General features: G+C 70.5%; 12 protein-coding genes. 8 read left to right on the top strand and 4 right to left on the bottom strand.

All coding sequences use genetic code 11. The features are described 5' to 3' along the window. Nucleotides 1-234: 234 nt before the first annotated feature. The 3 genes from ACPXBU_RS00655 to ACPXBU_RS00665 form a co-directional block, all read right to left on the bottom strand. A complete protein-coding gene (locus tag ACPXBU_RS00655) occupies nt 235-2,415 on the bottom strand; it encodes a peptidase domain-containing ABC transporter (RefSeq protein ID WP_425755614.1) in 2,181 nt (726 codons plus the stop codon). Further along, the gene (locus ACPXBU_RS00660; protein WP_425755616.1) at nt 2,412-5,663 is read right to left on the bottom strand and encodes a type 2 lanthipeptide synthetase LanM family protein; all 3,252 of its coding nucleotides are present in this window, start codon (nt 5,661-5,663) and stop codon (nt 2,412-2,414) included. The genes ACPXBU_RS00655 and ACPXBU_RS00660 overlap by 4 nt, the downstream gene beginning before the upstream one ends. A 223-nt stretch (nt 5,664-5,886) precedes the next feature. After that, nucleotides 5,887-6,063 (bottom strand): hypothetical protein, encoded by a 177-nt coding sequence (locus ACPXBU_RS00665; protein WP_425755618.1) that lies wholly within the window; start codon nt 6,061-6,063, stop codon nt 5,887-5,889. Nucleotides 6,064-6,396: 333 nt separating this feature from the next. Here ACPXBU_RS00665 and ACPXBU_RS00670 point away from each other — a divergent pair, with 333 nt between their 5' ends. From ACPXBU_RS00670 to ACPXBU_RS00695, 6 genes are all read left to right on the top strand, one after another. Beyond that, nucleotides 6,397-6,645, top strand: coding sequence for a mersacidin/lichenicidin family type 2 lantibiotic (locus ACPXBU_RS00670; RefSeq protein WP_425755620.1), 249 nt, complete (start codon nt 6,397-6,399; stop codon nt 6,643-6,645). Then, nucleotides 6,615-6,893 carry a mersacidin/lichenicidin family type 2 lantibiotic gene (locus ACPXBU_RS00675; protein ID WP_425755622.1) on the top strand — a complete coding sequence of 93 codons (279 nt, stop codon included), beginning with the start codon at nt 6,615-6,617 and terminating at the stop codon, nt 6,891-6,893. Before ACPXBU_RS00670 ends, ACPXBU_RS00675 begins: the two co-directional genes overlap by 31 nt. A gap of 151 nt (nt 6,894-7,044) precedes the next feature. Beyond that, nucleotides 7,045-10,401 carry a type 2 lanthipeptide synthetase LanM family protein gene (locus ACPXBU_RS00680; RefSeq protein ID WP_425755624.1) on the top strand — a complete coding sequence of 1,119 codons (3,357 nt, stop codon included), beginning with the start codon at nt 7,045-7,047 and terminating at the stop codon, nt 10,399-10,401. Nucleotides 10,402-10,550: 149 nt separating this feature from the next. Further along, nucleotides 10,551-10,892: a hypothetical protein gene (locus ACPXBU_RS00685; RefSeq protein WP_425755626.1), complete on the top strand. Its 342-nt coding sequence runs from the start codon at nt 10,551-10,553 to the stop codon at nt 10,890-10,892. Nucleotides 10,893-11,011: 119 nt separating this feature from the next. Beyond that, entirely contained in the window at nt 11,012-11,602 is a 591-nt protein-coding gene (locus tag ACPXBU_RS00690; protein WP_425756670.1) for a LysE family translocator, read from the top strand. Between the two features lie 44 nt (nt 11,603-11,646). Beyond that, the gene (locus ACPXBU_RS00695; protein ID WP_425755627.1) at nt 11,647-12,309 is read left to right on the top strand and encodes an HAD family hydrolase; all 663 of its coding nucleotides are present in this window, start codon (nt 11,647-11,649) and stop codon (nt 12,307-12,309) included. A 120-nt stretch (nt 12,310-12,429) separates the two neighbouring features. Here the strand turns inward: ACPXBU_RS00695 and ACPXBU_RS00700 are convergent, their stop codons facing one another. After that, nucleotides 12,430-13,074 carry an NAD(P)-dependent oxidoreductase gene (locus tag ACPXBU_RS00700; protein WP_425755629.1) on the bottom strand — a complete coding sequence of 215 codons (645 nt, stop codon included), beginning with the start codon at nt 13,072-13,074 and terminating at the stop codon, nt 12,430-12,432. Nucleotides 13,075-13,140: 66 nt separating this feature from the next. Between ACPXBU_RS00700 and ACPXBU_RS00705 the strand changes: the two genes are divergently transcribed. Then, nucleotides 13,141-13,668: a MarR family winged helix-turn-helix transcriptional regulator gene (locus tag ACPXBU_RS00705; protein ID WP_425755631.1), complete on the top strand. Its 528-nt coding sequence runs from the start codon at nt 13,141-13,143 to the stop codon at nt 13,666-13,668. Nucleotides 13,669-13,870: 202 nt separating this feature from the next. Then, on the top strand, nt 13,871-15,070 hold the full coding sequence (locus tag ACPXBU_RS00710) for a S8 family peptidase (RefSeq protein ID WP_393368204.1): 1,200 nt from the start codon (nt 13,871-13,873) through the stop codon (nt 15,068-15,070). Nucleotides 15,071-15,081 lie beyond the last annotated feature (11 nt).

The following is a 15,081-nucleotide window of genomic DNA, read 5'->3' on the forward strand; positions in this document are numbered from 1 at the left end:
ATTGTGGGGGGGGGGGGGGGGGGGGGGCTTGCCGGCGGGGGTAGCGGGGGGCCGGGGGGGGGGTGCGCGGCTGCGGCTCGGGGGGCACGACGCCGCGCCGAGCGCGGAACCACCGGTAGCGGGCTTCTGCGCTCTAGTCCAGATCCGTCCTTCGGCAAACTCCACCCGCGGCCGGCTTGACAGCATCCTCCGCGGTCCGAGTCAACTGGCACTCCATCGGCCGACCCACTCGACCTATGGGTTCTGGAGTGCCAACCCCGGCCGGGCACGCTCCGTCAACTGACCCGTCTGCCGCCTCGCCAGCTCGGCGTACCGGCCGCCCAGTGTCATCAGCTCCTCGTGGGTGCCGCGCTCGACGATCTCGCCCTGATGCAGCACGACGATCTGGTCGGCGTCGCTGACCGTGCTGATCCGGTGTGCGATCACGATCCGGGTGCAGCCGAGCGCCGAAAGTTCGGCGGCGATCGCTGCCTCGGTCAGAGTGTCCAGGTGGCTGGTCGCCTCGTCGAGCAGGAGCACGTTCGTCCTGGCCAGTAACGCCCGAGCGATCGCCAGCCGCTGTCGCTGGCCTCCGGAGAGCGCGCTGCCGCCCTCACCGACGCCGGTGCTCAGGCCCATCGGCATACGCTTCAGATCCGGCAGGAACTGCGCCTTGTGCAACGCCTCGTGTAGGTCGTCGTCGCTGACGTCAACCCGGCCGAGCGTCAGGTTGTCGCGGATGGAACCGCCGAATACGTATGGGAACTGGGTGACCACGCCGAAGCGCTGTCGTAGCGGCTCCAGGTCGTAGTCGTCGATGGGGCGACCGTCCACCAAGACCCCTCCCGCGCTCGCCCGCAGCAGTCCGGTGAGCAGCCGTACCAAGGTGGTCTTGCCGGAGCCGGTGGTCCCGACGACCGCCACCTTCGACCCCGCTGCGACCCGCAGGTCGATGTCCTTGAGCACCAGCGGAGCGCCGAGATCGTACCGGAAGTCGACCCCGCGCAGCTCGATGTCGCCGCGCAGCTCGACCGGCTGGTAGGCCTGCGGGTGGGTCGGTTCTGGATCCTCGTTCAGCACGTCGTAGATGCGCTCCAGGTGAGAGCCGATCGTCTGCAGGTACCGCAGCGCACCCATCACCTGCCCGACGGGAGCCAGCAGCAGACCGGCGACCACGTTAAGGCCGAGCATCGTGCCCAGCGACATTCGGCCGTCCACCACCTGGACGATGCCGAACAGGAGGAGCACCAGCGGCGCGGCGACCTGGAACATTCCCATCGCCGACTCGTTGACGAGGTCCAGTCTCCGGCGCTCGAACCCGGCCTGCACCGATACTGTGAACCGGTCGGACCACCGGCGCAGCGCCCAGGTGGACAGCCCGGAACTCTTCAGGAACTCCGCCCCGGCCAGCGCGTCGATAGCGCTGCTCTGCGCCTTGGCGTCGGCGGCCAACTCGCGCTGGGCACGCTCGTGGACCAGCCGGATGGTACTCAGCACGATGCCGAACTGGGCGACCGCCAGGACCGCCACCACCGCGGCGTACGCCGGGCTCAGCGCGACCAGCAGGGCGGTGTAGATGAAGACGAAGACGGTGTCGAGCAACAGCGTGGCCAGCTGCGAGGTCAGCATGTCCCGCACCGCCATGTTGCTGCTCAGCCGGCCCATCAGGTCGCCCGTGCCGCGGGTCTGGAAGTACGCGTACGGCAGCCGCATCAGGTGGCTCATGAAACGCTCACCCAGTGTGCCGTCGAGCCTACGTTGGAGCACCAGCAGCGCCAGCCCTCGAGAGAGGGAGGCGAGGGTGTGCGTCACGACGTAGGCGCCCACGCCGACGGCGAAGAGGGACAGAGTGTCCGCCTGCTGCCCGATCAGGACATCCACACCGTACTTCGTCGCCCACGCCGAGGCGAGCCCGAGCATCTGAACCACAGCCGAGAGCGCCACGGCCAACACCATGAGCAGCGGCGCCAGCCGGATCAGATCGCGCAAGAACCGCAGGGCGAGGTGGTCGCGGATCGGGCGTCGCCGCCGCCGCATCGACTCCTCCGGCATGAACTCCAGCACGGTGCCGGAGAACTCCGCGAAGAACTCCTCGTGCGTCAGCCGGCGTCGGCCGTGTCCGGGATCCACCATCCGGATCCGGCGCGGCCCGACCTTCTCCAGCACCGTGAAGTGGTCCTCGCCCCAGTGCGCGATGGCGGGCAGACGGACGCTTGCCAGCCCGGCCTGGTTCACCCGCAGTCCCCGTGCGTCCAGCCCGTACTCGCGGGCCACCTCAAGGATGCGGCGGGCGCTGGTGCCGTCGCGTCCCACCCCGAATTGGGCGCGCAGCTCCCGAACCTCGGTGGCGCGTCCCAGCCCGCCCAGCACCATTGCCAGGCAGCTCGGCCCGCACTCGGTGCTGCTCATCTGCACGATCACCGGTACGCGGGTCACGCTTCCTCCTCGGCGACGGCACGGGCGGCGGCGATGGCTAAACCGGGTAGGTGGCGGTCGCCGGACGCCGCGCCGACCGGCGGAGCCAGCAGCAGGACGTTCGGCGTGAGGTCGGGCCGAGCGGCCCGCAGCAGCCCGTAGCCGATGCCGGCGGTGCCCATCAGCAGGCCCGGAACGTGCATCCCCTGCGGTACGCCGCAGAGTTCCTCGCCGGCGAGCACCGTCTGGGCGACCGCGTGTGTCGCCCTGCGCGCCGTCGCGACGAGAGTGTCGTCGCCGGTGGCCAGGCCCGCGGTGAGCAGGGCTTCCGCCAGGCCGAGGTCACCGTGGCACAGGCAGTCGTTGCCGGTACCGGTGAGCAGCTCACCCGAGGTCAGGCTGCGCCGTACCGAGGCGACCGCCGCGTCGAGGTCGGCGCGCACCTCGGGGATGCGTACGGTGCCGAGCATGGCCGCGCGGGCCAGCGCGACGCCGGCCGCACCGTGACACCAGGCGTTCATGAACGTGCCCGACGGGGTGACATCGCGGTGATCGGGCCAGTTGCCCGCGGCGACGTCGTACTGGAGGTGCTCGTACCGCACGGCGCACTCGGCCGCGTCGAGGTAGCGCTGCTCGCCCGTCACCCGGGCGATTTCGGCGAGTGCGTAGGCGATCCCGGACACCCCGTGCGAGAAGCCGAGCAGCGGCGCTCGCGCGGGGATCGCCGACGGCCACGCCAACCCGGAGTCGTGGGCCGTGGCGCTGGCGAGCAGGTAGTGCCCCGCCGCCCGCAGCGCCACCAACGTCTGCTCGTCCGGATCGACCGAGTGCAGAGCGCGCAGCGCGAGCGCCGCCCCGGCGGTGCCCGCGACCACGTCGAGGTGACGGTCGCCGTCGAACCGCCGGAGCAGTTCCGGGACGAGCCGACGTGCCTGGTCGAACAGCGATCTCGTTCGCCACAGCGCGCCGAGTTGGGTCAGCGCGTGGACGTAGCCGCCCAATTCGCTGAAACCCCCGATTCCGAGCAGGTTACGGTCGGTCTCCGGCCACTCGAGCAGGGTGTCGACGTGTTCGCTGAGCATCGCGGCGATCGCCTCGGCCGCGGACCGGAACCGCGCCAGGCCGGTCTGCTCGCCGAGTTGGCCGAGGAACACCGCGATCCCGGACAGCCCGCTGTAGCTCTCGAACGCCGTGGGTACGACGCTCCAGTGCCGGTCGGTGACGAGCGTGAGGGTCAGCCACACCGGCCGGGCCGGATCGCCGAGCGCGGTCTCGAGGAGTCGGTCGCCCAGGCGGACAGCGGCACGCTCGGCGAGCGCGTGGTCGATCTCCTCGGCCGGCGTCGCGCGCGTCCGGTGTGCGATGCTCTCCTGACCGTCGCCGAGTTGCAGCGCGGCCAGCGACGCCGACACTGCCCAGCTCTGTTGGCGCAGGTCGGCGGCGGACAGCCCGGCGATCCGGTCCCGGACGAGGTCTAGTCCGCGGTTGGGGAAGAAGTCGCGTACGACGAGGCCGCGGTCGTCGTACAGGTCCCGGGAGTCGGGTCGGGTCCAGAAGAACGGGATATCCCGCCGGGCGAGCTGCCGGATCTCACTGGCGGCGATGGCTCGATCGGCGACCAGCTCGGGGTGGCGGCTGGCGAGGACCTCGAACAGGCACTCCCGGTCCAGGGCGTCGCCCAGCACCACCGGGTGCCAGGATTCGCCGAGGATGCGCCCGTACACCATGGTGGGAAGCGCGATGAACCGGATCTCGTCCGCGGCGAACGCGGCGACCGGCCCGCCGGGTGCGGCCAGCTCGTCACGGTGCGCGAGCAGCAGCTGGTAGCAGGCTTCGAAGCCGGACACCAGGTCGGTCTGGTGCCGGGCGGGGTCCGCCGCGGTACCGGCGACCATGGGAAGGTTGTGCCCGCCGGGCATCTCCACGCGGGCGCGGGTGCGCCGCATCTGGTCGGTGCCGGTGTCCTGCCACCGCGGCACCTTCATCGGGCTCAGTTCCCCTCGCCCGCCGGCCATCCCGGACAGCTCGGTGGTCACCACCGCGTCGCCGTCCTGCTGGATCAGTCGCTGCGGCAGCAGGCCGATCGACAGCACGGACTCCTCGATGCGGTGCATCGCCTCGGCGGGCAGCACCAGCGGCCGGGTGTCGGTGGTCGGCCGAGCCTGTTGAAAGATCGCTTCCAGGTCGACGATCACCGGGTGCTCGCCGGCGGCGATGACGTTCTCCAGGTGGATGTCCGAGGCTCGCAACAGGTACAGCAGGCTCAGGTAGGCGCCCTGGCGCCAGTAGAAGCGGCGCAGCCCCTGCTCGTCGGCGCAGCTCTCGGGGTGGACGAACTCGACCCAGCCGTACCCGGCCCGCTCCACGATGGCCAGCGGGCGCAGTGGGAAGGCCATCCCCTTGGCGTTGAGCCATTCGACCAGCGCGTAGAAGTGCGATTCGACGGCGAGCGGGCGCGGCTTGTAGACCACCTTGCCGCCGTCGGCGAAGGTGAGGATCGCGACGCTCCGCCCGCCGCGGTGCGTGTCGCCGGCACCGGTCTGCACCTCCACCACATCGTCGAGCGAGTTGGCGTTCAGGCCGAACTCCGTGCGCAGCGTCGGCAGATCGGCCAGCAGGTGCCGGGCCAGCTCACTGCGTACCGTCAGCCAGGTCTCCATCTCGTCGACGAGCTCCCGGGTGAGCGTCGGATACTCGGCGAGGATCCGCAGGGCGTACGCGGGCTGGCGAAGCTGTCGGACGAAGTCGCCGAACCGTGCCGCCGGCGTGTCACCGGCGAGTGTCCCCGCGCTTCGTGCACGACGCAGGTGGACCGCGAGCACCGGACTGATCATCGCCAGGTAGACCTCGTGGTTCGGCCGCAGCAACGGATGGTGCGGTGCGACTTCGCCCCGGTGGCCGAGGTCGCGGGCGAGCCGGCGCACCTTGTCGTGCAATCGCTGCTGATACCGATGTGACATCGGGTGTACCAGCGCGAGCAGGTCGGCGGTCGGTCCCAGGTCCGTCGGACCGGCGTCGAACGCGGGCAGGTCGGCGGGGTCGGTGGACCACGCCTGGGCAACGCTCGTCAGCCACGACGGCGGCTGCGGCACCCGCTCGCGCAGGCTGTCGGAGGACTCCCCGAGGAGCAGCCCCAACTCCTCCTCGCTGAGGCCCGCCTCGTGCCACCGGGCGAGGTTCGGCTCCAATCCGCCGGTGGCGGCTCGATCGGTCCGCCAAGCGTCGAGCCGGCGCACGCCCCGACGGCGGGCGGCCTCGGTGTCGGGCACTGGCACACGCCGCCGTTCCTCCAGGGACAAGGCACCCCACCAGGCTGGCCGGTCGAACACGTCGCTGCCGAGTTCGCCACGATCGCTCGTTGCGGTGTTGCGTAAGACCATCACGTCTCTCCGTTGCGGCTCGTCACGATGGATCGGGTTCCAGGTGGGCGGAGACGGCGGGCGTCTCCGCCCACCCGGTGACGCGATCGGGGTGCCGATCGCCGTCGCGGGATCAGCAGCAGCCGACGCTGAAGATGCCGCAGGTGCCACAGATGCTGTGCTTGAAGGTGGAGATCGTGACCGTGATGGTGAAGCACAGCGCGGTGCTACCACCGTTGATCTCCTGGTCGAGGTCGGTCAGGTCCAGCTGACCGATCGGGTCCTCAAGGAGTTCCGGTCGTTCCGTCATTTCTGTCACCTCCCCTCGTCAAATCGCGAACCGTCGCTGTTCTGGCCGAGCGGGATGAGCGTTTCAGGCGCTGGTTGTTTGCCGGTCGACGCTTGGTTCGCTGCCGATTCAGCCGCGGTAGAGAGGGTCGCCATCGGTCTTGACTGGCGAGCCGACGGCGTTCAGTGTGTGTCTGCCGCCATCGGACGGCACCGGTTCCTGGCCGAGCCGAATTCCCGATTTCCGTCGCCTGTTCTGACCGCGGGCTCTTTGCCGCCCGCCGCAATTGCCGCACCCGTCATCCGGGTTGGAGCGGCAGGCGTGGGGACACTTCTTCTAGCGATCGGAGTAATCATGGATACTGCCGCGAGGGCGTGGAAGGACCCGGTTTTCCGGGCCACTCTCGATGACAGCGAACTCGCCACGCTGCCGGCCCACCCGGTCGGCCGGGTCGAGCTGGGTGAGATGGTCATGGACGGGTCCCGGGGCGCTGGCTCCGAGTCCACCGCGACGATGGGCTGCTGCAACGGGGAGCCCTACACCTACCGCACCTGCCTCACCTGCTATCCGCTGTGGACCTGCCGCACCTGCTGGGGATGCTGATGGGCAACACGGTTGTGCGCGCATGGAAGGATCCCGCCTTCCGCACCACTCTCGACGACGCCGACATCGCACTCCTGCCGGAGAGCCCGGTGGGCGCCGTCGGTGGCCTGGACGCGGATCTGGCGGACATTTTCGGCGGCGACCGGGCGTTCACCTTCCACACCTGCTTCACCTGTCAGTGGGGCAGCCTCGGCTGCACCAACACCTGCTGGATCATGACGGCCGGATGCACGCCGGGAAGCTGCTGATAGCGGGCGGTAACCCGTTTTCCGGTACCGACGACTGACCGATTTCCATTCAGGCCGGGGTGGGCGTCTGGTGATGGTGCCCACCCCGGGCCGGAGGGCCGGGCCACGACAGCCGCGGCCGTCCCGGACGTGGATAGATGAGGGCGGAGACATGTTCGACGAGATTCTTCAGACGCCGAACTGGTGGCGTGGCCTGACCCGTTCGGAACGGGCCGGAGGCAGGCCGATAATCACGGAGGAGCAACACGACTACGGTCGCCGTCGGCGGGACGCCTGGCGTGGCGGCCGCATTCTGCGCGGCACCGACATCTCGCTCGACCGGTGGGAACGACTCGGGCTGGCCGAGGACAGGATCGTCGAGTTGCTGGCCGAACCGGGCGAGTCGCTCGCCGCCAGGATCCCCGACCGGCCGGCTTGGCTGGACGTGATCGCCGAGGCGTGGCGGCGGTTCGGGTCGGCGCGTCTCGACGACCTCGCCGGTGGCGCCCCGCCGACCGGATGCGATCACGACGACCACGACCACGGGCACGACCAGGCCGGGAATGTGGTGTTCCTGAATCTGATCGCGCCGTTGCTGGCGTGGAGTCAGGAGGAGCTGGGCAGCCGGGTGGCCCGGCTGATGGCCCGGCACGGCCACGATGACCGCCTACCGGCGGACCACTCGCTGCTGCAACCACCGCTCGATCGACTCCTGCAAATGATCATCTCTGTCATGATCCTTGAGGTGAACGTGGCCCGGGTTGAGGGTCGGCTGGGCGGGGCGACACCGGCAGAGCGGATGTCGTCGTTCATCGCGCAGATCCGTACGCCCGAGACGGCGCTCGGCGTCCTGGCCGAGTACCCGGTGCTCGCCCGGGAACTGGTCATGTGCCTGCGTACCACCGTCGAGGTCCGGGCCGGGTTCGCGGAACGGCTTCTCGCCGACCTGCCCGAGCTGCGGAAGACCTTCGGAGGCGACTGGCAGGGACTCGCCGACCTGGCCCAGGTGAGCTTCGGCGCCGGGGACACCCATCGTGGAGGGCAGACCGTCGCGATCCTCACCTTCACTGACGGCCGCAAGCTGGTGTACAAGCCACGCAGCCTCAGCGTGGAGGTCCACTTCAACCAGGTTCTCGACTGGCTCAACGCCCGCGGGCTCCGCCAACGGCTGCGGCCGCTGCTCGTCCTCGACCGGGACGGGTACGGCTGGGTGGAGCACGTCGACGTCGCGTCGTGCGAGAACGAGGAGCAGGTGGACCGCTTCTTCTGGCGGCAGGGCGCGTTCCTGGCGCTGTTCCACGCCCTCTGCGGCTCGGACCTGCACCTGGAGAACGTCATCGCGGCCGGGGAGGACCCCGTCCCCGTGGACCTGGAGGCGATCTTCCAGGTGCTGCCCCGGGTCACCGGGGCGCAACTGGCGCCGCTCACCTTCGGCGAGGCGCCCCGCGTGGTACGGGACTCGGTGCTCCGGGTCGGCCTCCTGCCCGAGCGGATCATCACCGCCGACGACGAGGGCATCTACGACGCGGAGGTGAGCGGCCTGGCTGGCTCCGGCGGGCAACTCTCACCCGCCCGCCTGCCCACCTTCGTCGCCGGCGGCACCGACGAGATGCGGGTCGTGCGGGACCGCCGGGAGATGCCGGAGACGCAGAACCGCGTACGGCTGGACGGTCGGCCCGTCAACGCCCTGGCCCACACCGACGCCCTCGCCGCCGGCTTCACCGACTGCTACCGGATCATCGCCGCCCACCGCGACGATCTGCTCGCCGACGACGGACCGATCGCCCGGTTCCGCGACGACGAGGTGCGGTTCATCCCCCGTCCCACGATGACGTACGGCCGGGTCCAGTCGGAATCCTGGCACCCGGACCTGCTACGCGACTCGCTCGACCGGGAGATCTTCCACGAGGTCCTCTCCTCCGCGTTCGTCGACCTGCCGGACCGCGACATGCTGTTCGCCAGCGAACATCGACAGCTCGCCGACCAGGACATCCCCGCGTTCCACACCACCCCGGGCTCGACCGACCTCTACGACGTACACGGGGTGGTGGCCCGGGACTTCCTGGAAACCAGCGGATTGGCTGCCGTGCGGGCACGGGTCGGCGCGATGTCCGAGGAGGATCTGTGGCGGCAGCTCTGGTGCATCCGCGCCTCCATGTCCGGGCTGACGGTGGGTACGCCCCAGGTCGAGCGGATCGACTCCAGGCCGCTGCCGGAGACGCCAATCGACGCCGCTCTCGCCGTGCGGGCCGCCCGGTCGATCGCGGACCTGCTGCTCGACGCCGCCTTGGCCGCCGACGGCGAGGCGCCGTCGTGGCTGTCGGTCAACTTCATCGGCGACCGGTACTGGAAGGTCGGCCACGCCGGCATCGACCTGTACAGCGGGGTCGCCGGAGTCGCTCTGTTCCTCGGCCAGCTCGGCGCGATCACCGGCGATGCCCGTTTCCGGCGGCCCGCCGAACAGCTCGCCGAACAGCTTGCCGAGGTGACCCGCCAACTCGTCGCCAGCCCGGACCGGGGAGCCGGGCTGCCGATCGGCGGCTTCAGCGAGCTGGGCGGCCTCGTCTACGTGCTGGGCCAGCTCGCCGAGGTGTTGCGGGCGCCCGCGTTCGTCGACACGGCCCGGCAGGCCGCGGCACTGTGCCAGGAGCGATTCGCCGAGGACAAGGTGCTCGACGTGATCAGCGGCACCGCCGGGGCAGCGCTGGCGATCCTCGCCCTGCACGACGCCCACCCCGACGAGCAGACCCTCGACGTGCTCAAGGCGGCCGGTAGGACGATCGCCGACCGCGCGATCGTCGTGCCCGGCGGGACAGGATGGCAGGTCGAGTACGAGAACGCGCCGGCGCTGCTCGGGTTCTCACACGGCGCCAGCGGCATCGGGTACGCATTGGCCCGGATCGCCCAGCTCACCGGCGACGACCAGCTCGCCGAGGTGTGCGGGGGGGCGTTGCGCTTCGAGCGGCACCACCTGTCGCCGGAACGACGGAACTGGCCCGACCTGCGGGTGATCAGTGGTCCGGGCGCCTTCATGAACGCCTGGTGCCACGGCGCCGCCGGGGTCGGACTGGCACGCGCGGCGATGCTGCGACTGCCCGTGCTGGCTCCCTGGCACGACCTGATCCGCGAGGACCTGCACATCGCGACCGGCAAGGTCCGCGACGACCTAGTCGTCGACGGGCGGTACACGGGCATCGGTAACGACTCAATCTGCCACGGGGACCTCGGGTTGGTCGAGACCCTGCTGGCGGCCAGTTCGGCACTCGACGAGCCCGAAGATGCGGTGCTCGGTCTGCGGTGTGCCCGGGCGATTGCCGAGCAGGTCCTCGCCGGTATGCCCCGGGCCGGGGTCCCGGAGCAGGTCAGCACGCCCGGGCTGCTGATGGGGCTCGCCGGCATCGGCTACGGCCTGCTCCGGGTGGCGATGCCGCACCGGGTGGCGAACGTCCTGCTGCTCGACGCCCCGGGGCATGGCGGCGATCCGAGCCGGCCGGCCGAGCAGGGGCACCACGTGGTGGTGGCCGCCTAAGCGTCGTGCCTCCCGTCTGGACGGGGCGATCCGGGACGCCGGAAGGCGGCACCGGATCGCCCCGTCCTGGCCTGCCGGTCAGCAATCGGTGTCAGCTCCTCGGTCCCGACCTCGGTAGGCGGGGGCGGAGTCGCGCGTATCGTCGTCGCATGACGACGGACGAAGATCGGGACCGTCTCGCTGAGCAGCTCGTCGGGCTACCGGTCTACGAGCTGGTCGACCTCATGCGGCGGGTCCTGCCGCATTACACCGACGAGCGGTACGGCTGCCAGGAAAGACTCATCCTGGCCACGTCGTATCGATGCGAGGAAGCGCCGGACACAGTCCTCAGCCTGGTCGCGTGGCCGGACCGCGATTACTACGACGGCGGACTTGGACCCGACCAGGGTTTGTGGGAGGGCGGCCCGTGCTCGACCTGCGAGATCGACGTGAGCTCGAACGCGAAGCGCGGGTACTGCCCGGCCTGCGACACCAGGTTGGGCATGACCTGACCTCACCCCTGGTCTGCGACACCGTGCGGGCCTGACCACGACAGCCGCCCACTAGGTTGACCATCGTGACAGCTCTCGGCGCTCTGTGGTCCTTTGTCATCGTCGTGGGCCTGCTCACCATGACTCCCGGGATGGACACCGCCCTCATCCTGCGCACCGCAGCCCTCGGAGAAACCCGCCGTGCCTGGGGGGTCGTTCTCGGCATCCAAACCGGCACCCTGGCCTGGGGTGCGCTCACCTCCGCCGGTGTCACCGCGTTGCTGACGGCGTCCCAGTTGGCCTACGACGTGCTGCGATGGGCTGGCGCCTGCTACCTGGTCTGGATGGGACTGAGCCTGCTGTGGGGTACCCGCCACCGTCGACCAGGCACAGCGAAGCCACCGATCGAGGAACCGGCGACGGCCGGCAACGACTTCTACCCGGGGTGGCGTCGCGGCGCACTGACAAATCTGCTGAACCCGAAGATGGGCGTGTTCTACGTCGCGCTCCTGCCACAGTTCATCCCCTCCGGCGCTTCCCCGTTTGCCTTCGGTGTGTTGCTGGCCTGCGTGCATATCCTTCTGGGTACCGCCTGGTCGGCCGTGCTGGTCGTCCTGGCACGTCGGCTGCGTACGGTGTTGCGCCGTCCTGCGGCTCGCCGGCTGTTGGACCGCGTCACCGGGACGGTGATCGCCGGATTCGGGATTCGGCTCGCAACCAGTAGTCACTGACCTCGCCGAACCCCTCCGGCCGCGGCGACGACTACGCTGCGAACGTGATCAAGGGACTGCTGCTGGACTTCTACGGCACGGTGGTCGAGGACGACGACGCGATCATGCGGGCGATCGCTGACCAGGTAGCCGCCGGCGCCTCCACATCAGTCTCCGGGGGCGACGTCCTGGATGCCTGGGCGCTGCGGTACGAGGCGGTCGCCGACGGCCCGCGGTTTCGGACCCTACGACTCTGCGCGATGCGCAGCCTGGCCACGGTCATGGCCGAGGTGGGCTGCGCCGGTGACGCGGCCACGCTGTGCGCGGCGCAGTTCAGGTACTGGCAGTCGCCGCCGTTGCGTCCGGGTACCCGGGAGTTCCTCTCCCGGGTCACGGTGCCCGTCTGCGTGGTGTCCGACGTCGATCGCGCCGACCTGGACGCGGCGATGGCATACCATGGACTGGCCTTCGCCGCTGTCGTGACCAGCGAGGACGTCCGCGCCTACAAACCGGACCGGGCCATGTTCGCCCGAGCGCTCGCCGCCCTGGACCTGGGTGCGCACGAGGTGCTGCACGTGGGCGACTCGACGAGCGCCGATGTGCGCGGGGCGCACGCGGCCGGCATCCGGGCGGCGTGGATCAACCATCGCGGGCATACCCTGCCGGACGATACGTCCGTCGAATACGAGATCACGGACCTGACCGGCCTTACCGACATCATCGGATAGTCACGGTCGGCGTGCCCCGGATCCCTCGCCGCTCACCGAGGCCGAGTAGGGCGAGTGGGTTGACGCGCGAACGGCGAGGGTCATCGCGCATCGTTCGGGATGGACGACAGACGGCGGCGGTCAGTACGCGATGCCGATCGCCTGGTTGATCGTCGCGGGGTCGCCTGTGGCGGCGAGCATGGCGTGGGCCACGTCGGCCCGCGAGATCGTGTAGCCGCGGGCGACGTTGCCACCGATGACGGTGCGATACCGGCCGGTCAGCGTCTTGTCCACGAGCTTCGGCGGCCGCACCACCGTCCAGTGCGCCGGGCTGTTCGCCATCGCGTGCTCCATGGCGCGCAGGTCCGCGTACAGGTCCCTGAGCAGGGCACTGATGACCGGCAGAACGATGCGGCGGTTGAGGAAACTGTCCCCGTCGGGTGTCGGGCCGACCGGGGCGGCGCTGACCGTGACGAGCCGGCGGACACCTTCGGCGTGCATCGCTCCCAGGATCGCGCGCGTGGCGGTGGAGGCGACCGGCCCGTCGTGGCGTCCGCGTGGGCCCACACCGGACAGGACCGCGTCACTGCCGCGCACTGCGGGCCCCAACGCGTCGGCGTCGTCGAGCGTGGACACCGTCGTGACCTCCAGCGCCGGATGACGCACGTCGAGGCGGGCCGGGTCGCGGACGACCGCGGTCACGGTCATCCCGCGGTCGAGTGCCTGGCGTACGACGTGGCTGCCGATGCCGCCGGTAGCACCGAAGACGGTCACCTTCATCAGCATCTCCCAAATGTGGATCGCCAGTGACTGTTACCGTATCGGACAATAACGAGGAAGTACAATGTTCGAATGCTCGACGACTCCCCACCAGGCACGGACCGGCCGTTGGCCGGTCGGGCCACCTTCCTGCTGTCACAACTCGGGTTCCACGTCGCGCAGACGTTCGCCGCACGGCTGGCGCCGCTGGGCATCGCGCCGAACCACTTCGGGCTGCTCATGCACCTGGAGCGAAGTGAGGGCACCACCCAGCAACAGCTCGCCGACGCGCTGGGCATCCACCGCAAGGTCATGGTCGGCCTGCTCGACGACCTCGAACAGCGCGACCTGGTCGAACGTCGGCGGCACCCCCGCGACCGTCGTGCCCACGCCATCCACCTGACCGATACCTCGCGCAAGCTGCTGCCTCGTGCTCGCCGTGTCGCCGACCAGCACGAGGGCGAGATCCTCACCCCGCTCGACGCCGGCGAACGCGCCCGGCTTGTCACTGTCCTGCAACGGCTCGCCGAGCACACGGGGAGCCCGGCCGGCGTCCACCCGGGTCTGCACCAGGCAGCCGCGCGACTTCGCCATCCGGACGACTCGTCGGGCGCCAGGTAGGGCCTCGACCGCGGGCGGACGTGGGCCCATCTGCGGTAGGGGAGCGGACGGACCCTCAGATACGCATCGAATGGTCATGGTCGATGCGCCGGGCGGGCCATTGGCGGCGGCAGCGGAACGTGCTCAACTGTGCTGGCGACCACCGACCCGCGCCGCGCGCGGGGCGGTCCTGAGTGAATCAGCCGTACTACCAGGAGGTCAGGTGTCCCGACCCCCTTACCGTCCTGACGTCGTGCTCGTGCCCGCGTGGGTGGCGGAGCGTCCGGAGACGGTCGAGCGGCTCAACGGGCTGCTGGCCGAGGCTGGTCTCGGCCGGCCGTTGTCCCCGCCGGCCGCCCCCGCGCCGCCCGCCGTCGAGCTGGTCGAACTGCCCGTCCAGGGTGACCCGGTGGCCGTGGCCCGGGCCAGCCGCCAGCTGGCCGGCCGACCGGACACCGACGTGCCGGAGTGCCTGCCCGACTACGAGTGCGTGGCCGCCACCGTGGAGGACGACGCCCGGCCGGAGGCACGTCTCTTCCCGTACTTCCGGGCCAGCGGCCGCAAGAGCGGACACGGCACCGTTTCCTGGCTCCCGGCCCCCGACCACGTGATGCTGCCGAAGCCCCCACGGCGCCCGGCCAGCCAGTTTCCGGCCGGGCGGCCCGTGGTGGCGCTGCTCGACACCGGGGTGCGGGAGCACGACTGGCTGGTGGAGAGCGACGGCGAGCCGTACTGGGAGGAGGCGCGGGGATGGACGCCGCTGCGCGCCATTGCGGAGATCGCCGGCCAGGAGAGCCACGGCCAGGAGAGCGACGAGACGGACTTCGGCAGTCACTGGGGGCACGGCACCTTCCTCGCCGGACTCGTCCGCCGTGCGGCGCCCGACGCGCGGATCCTCTCGGTGCGGGTGATGAGCGACGCGGGCCGGGTCAGTGACCTGAACGCGGCGCACGCGTTGAACTGGCTGGCGGACCGGGTGCGCGACGGCCACCGGGTCGACGTCGTGCTGACCGCGTTCGGCCGCCCGGGTGTCGGCGAGGAAGCTGAGATGAAGCCGGTCCGGGCGGCGCTCAAGCGCCTGGCGGACCAGGGCGTCGCGGTGGTCGCGTCGGCCGGGAACGGCGGTACGGACAGCCCGGTCTATCCGGCTGCCTTCGCCGTTGATCCGGCGCTCACGGTGATCAGCGTCGGGGCCTGCGCCTCGCCGACCACCCGGGCGCCATACAGCAACCACGGGGTGTGGGTGCGCCAGTGGCACGAGGGCACGAACGCGGTGAGCCTCATGCCCCTGACCACGGCACCGATCACCGGGCAGGGCGCGTACGCCTACTGGAGCGGCACGTCGTTCGCGGCCGCCCGGTACGCGGGCCGGCTCGCCCAGGAGTTGGCGCCGACGCCGGCGTCCTCGCGGCTGCCGGACTGACGCGATGTCGA

This window comes from Micromonospora sp. DT231 (genome assembly GCF_049847025.1).
Classification (GTDB): domain Bacteria; phylum Actinomycetota; class Actinomycetes; order Mycobacteriales; family Micromonosporaceae; genus Micromonospora.

What these genes read in the sequence shown, in the direction of transcription:
- ACPXBU_RS00670 (WP_425755620.1), top strand. Translation starts at nt 6,397, where the DNA reads ATGGATACTGCCGCGAGGGCGTGGAAGGACCCGGTTTTCCGGGCCACT.
- ACPXBU_RS00705 (WP_425755631.1), top strand. Translation starts at nt 13,141, where the DNA reads ATGCTCGACGACTCCCCACCAGGCACGGACCGGCCGTTGGCCGGTCGG.
- ACPXBU_RS00665 (WP_425755618.1), bottom strand. Translation starts at nt 6,063, where the DNA reads ATGACGGAACGACCGGAACTCCTTGAGGACCCGATCGGTCAGCTGGAC.
- ACPXBU_RS00685 (WP_425755626.1), top strand. Translation starts at nt 10,551, where the DNA reads ATGACGACGGACGAAGATCGGGACCGTCTCGCTGAGCAGCTCGTCGGG.
- ACPXBU_RS00680 (WP_425755624.1), top strand. Translation starts at nt 7,045, where the DNA reads ATGTTCGACGAGATTCTTCAGACGCCGAACTGGTGGCGTGGCCTGACC.
- ACPXBU_RS00690 (WP_425756670.1), top strand. Translation starts at nt 11,012, where the DNA reads ATGACTCCCGGGATGGACACCGCCCTCATCCTGCGCACCGCAGCCCTC.
- ACPXBU_RS00700 (WP_425755629.1), bottom strand. Translation starts at nt 13,074, where the DNA reads ATGCTGATGAAGGTGACCGTCTTCGGTGCTACCGGCGGCATCGGCAGC.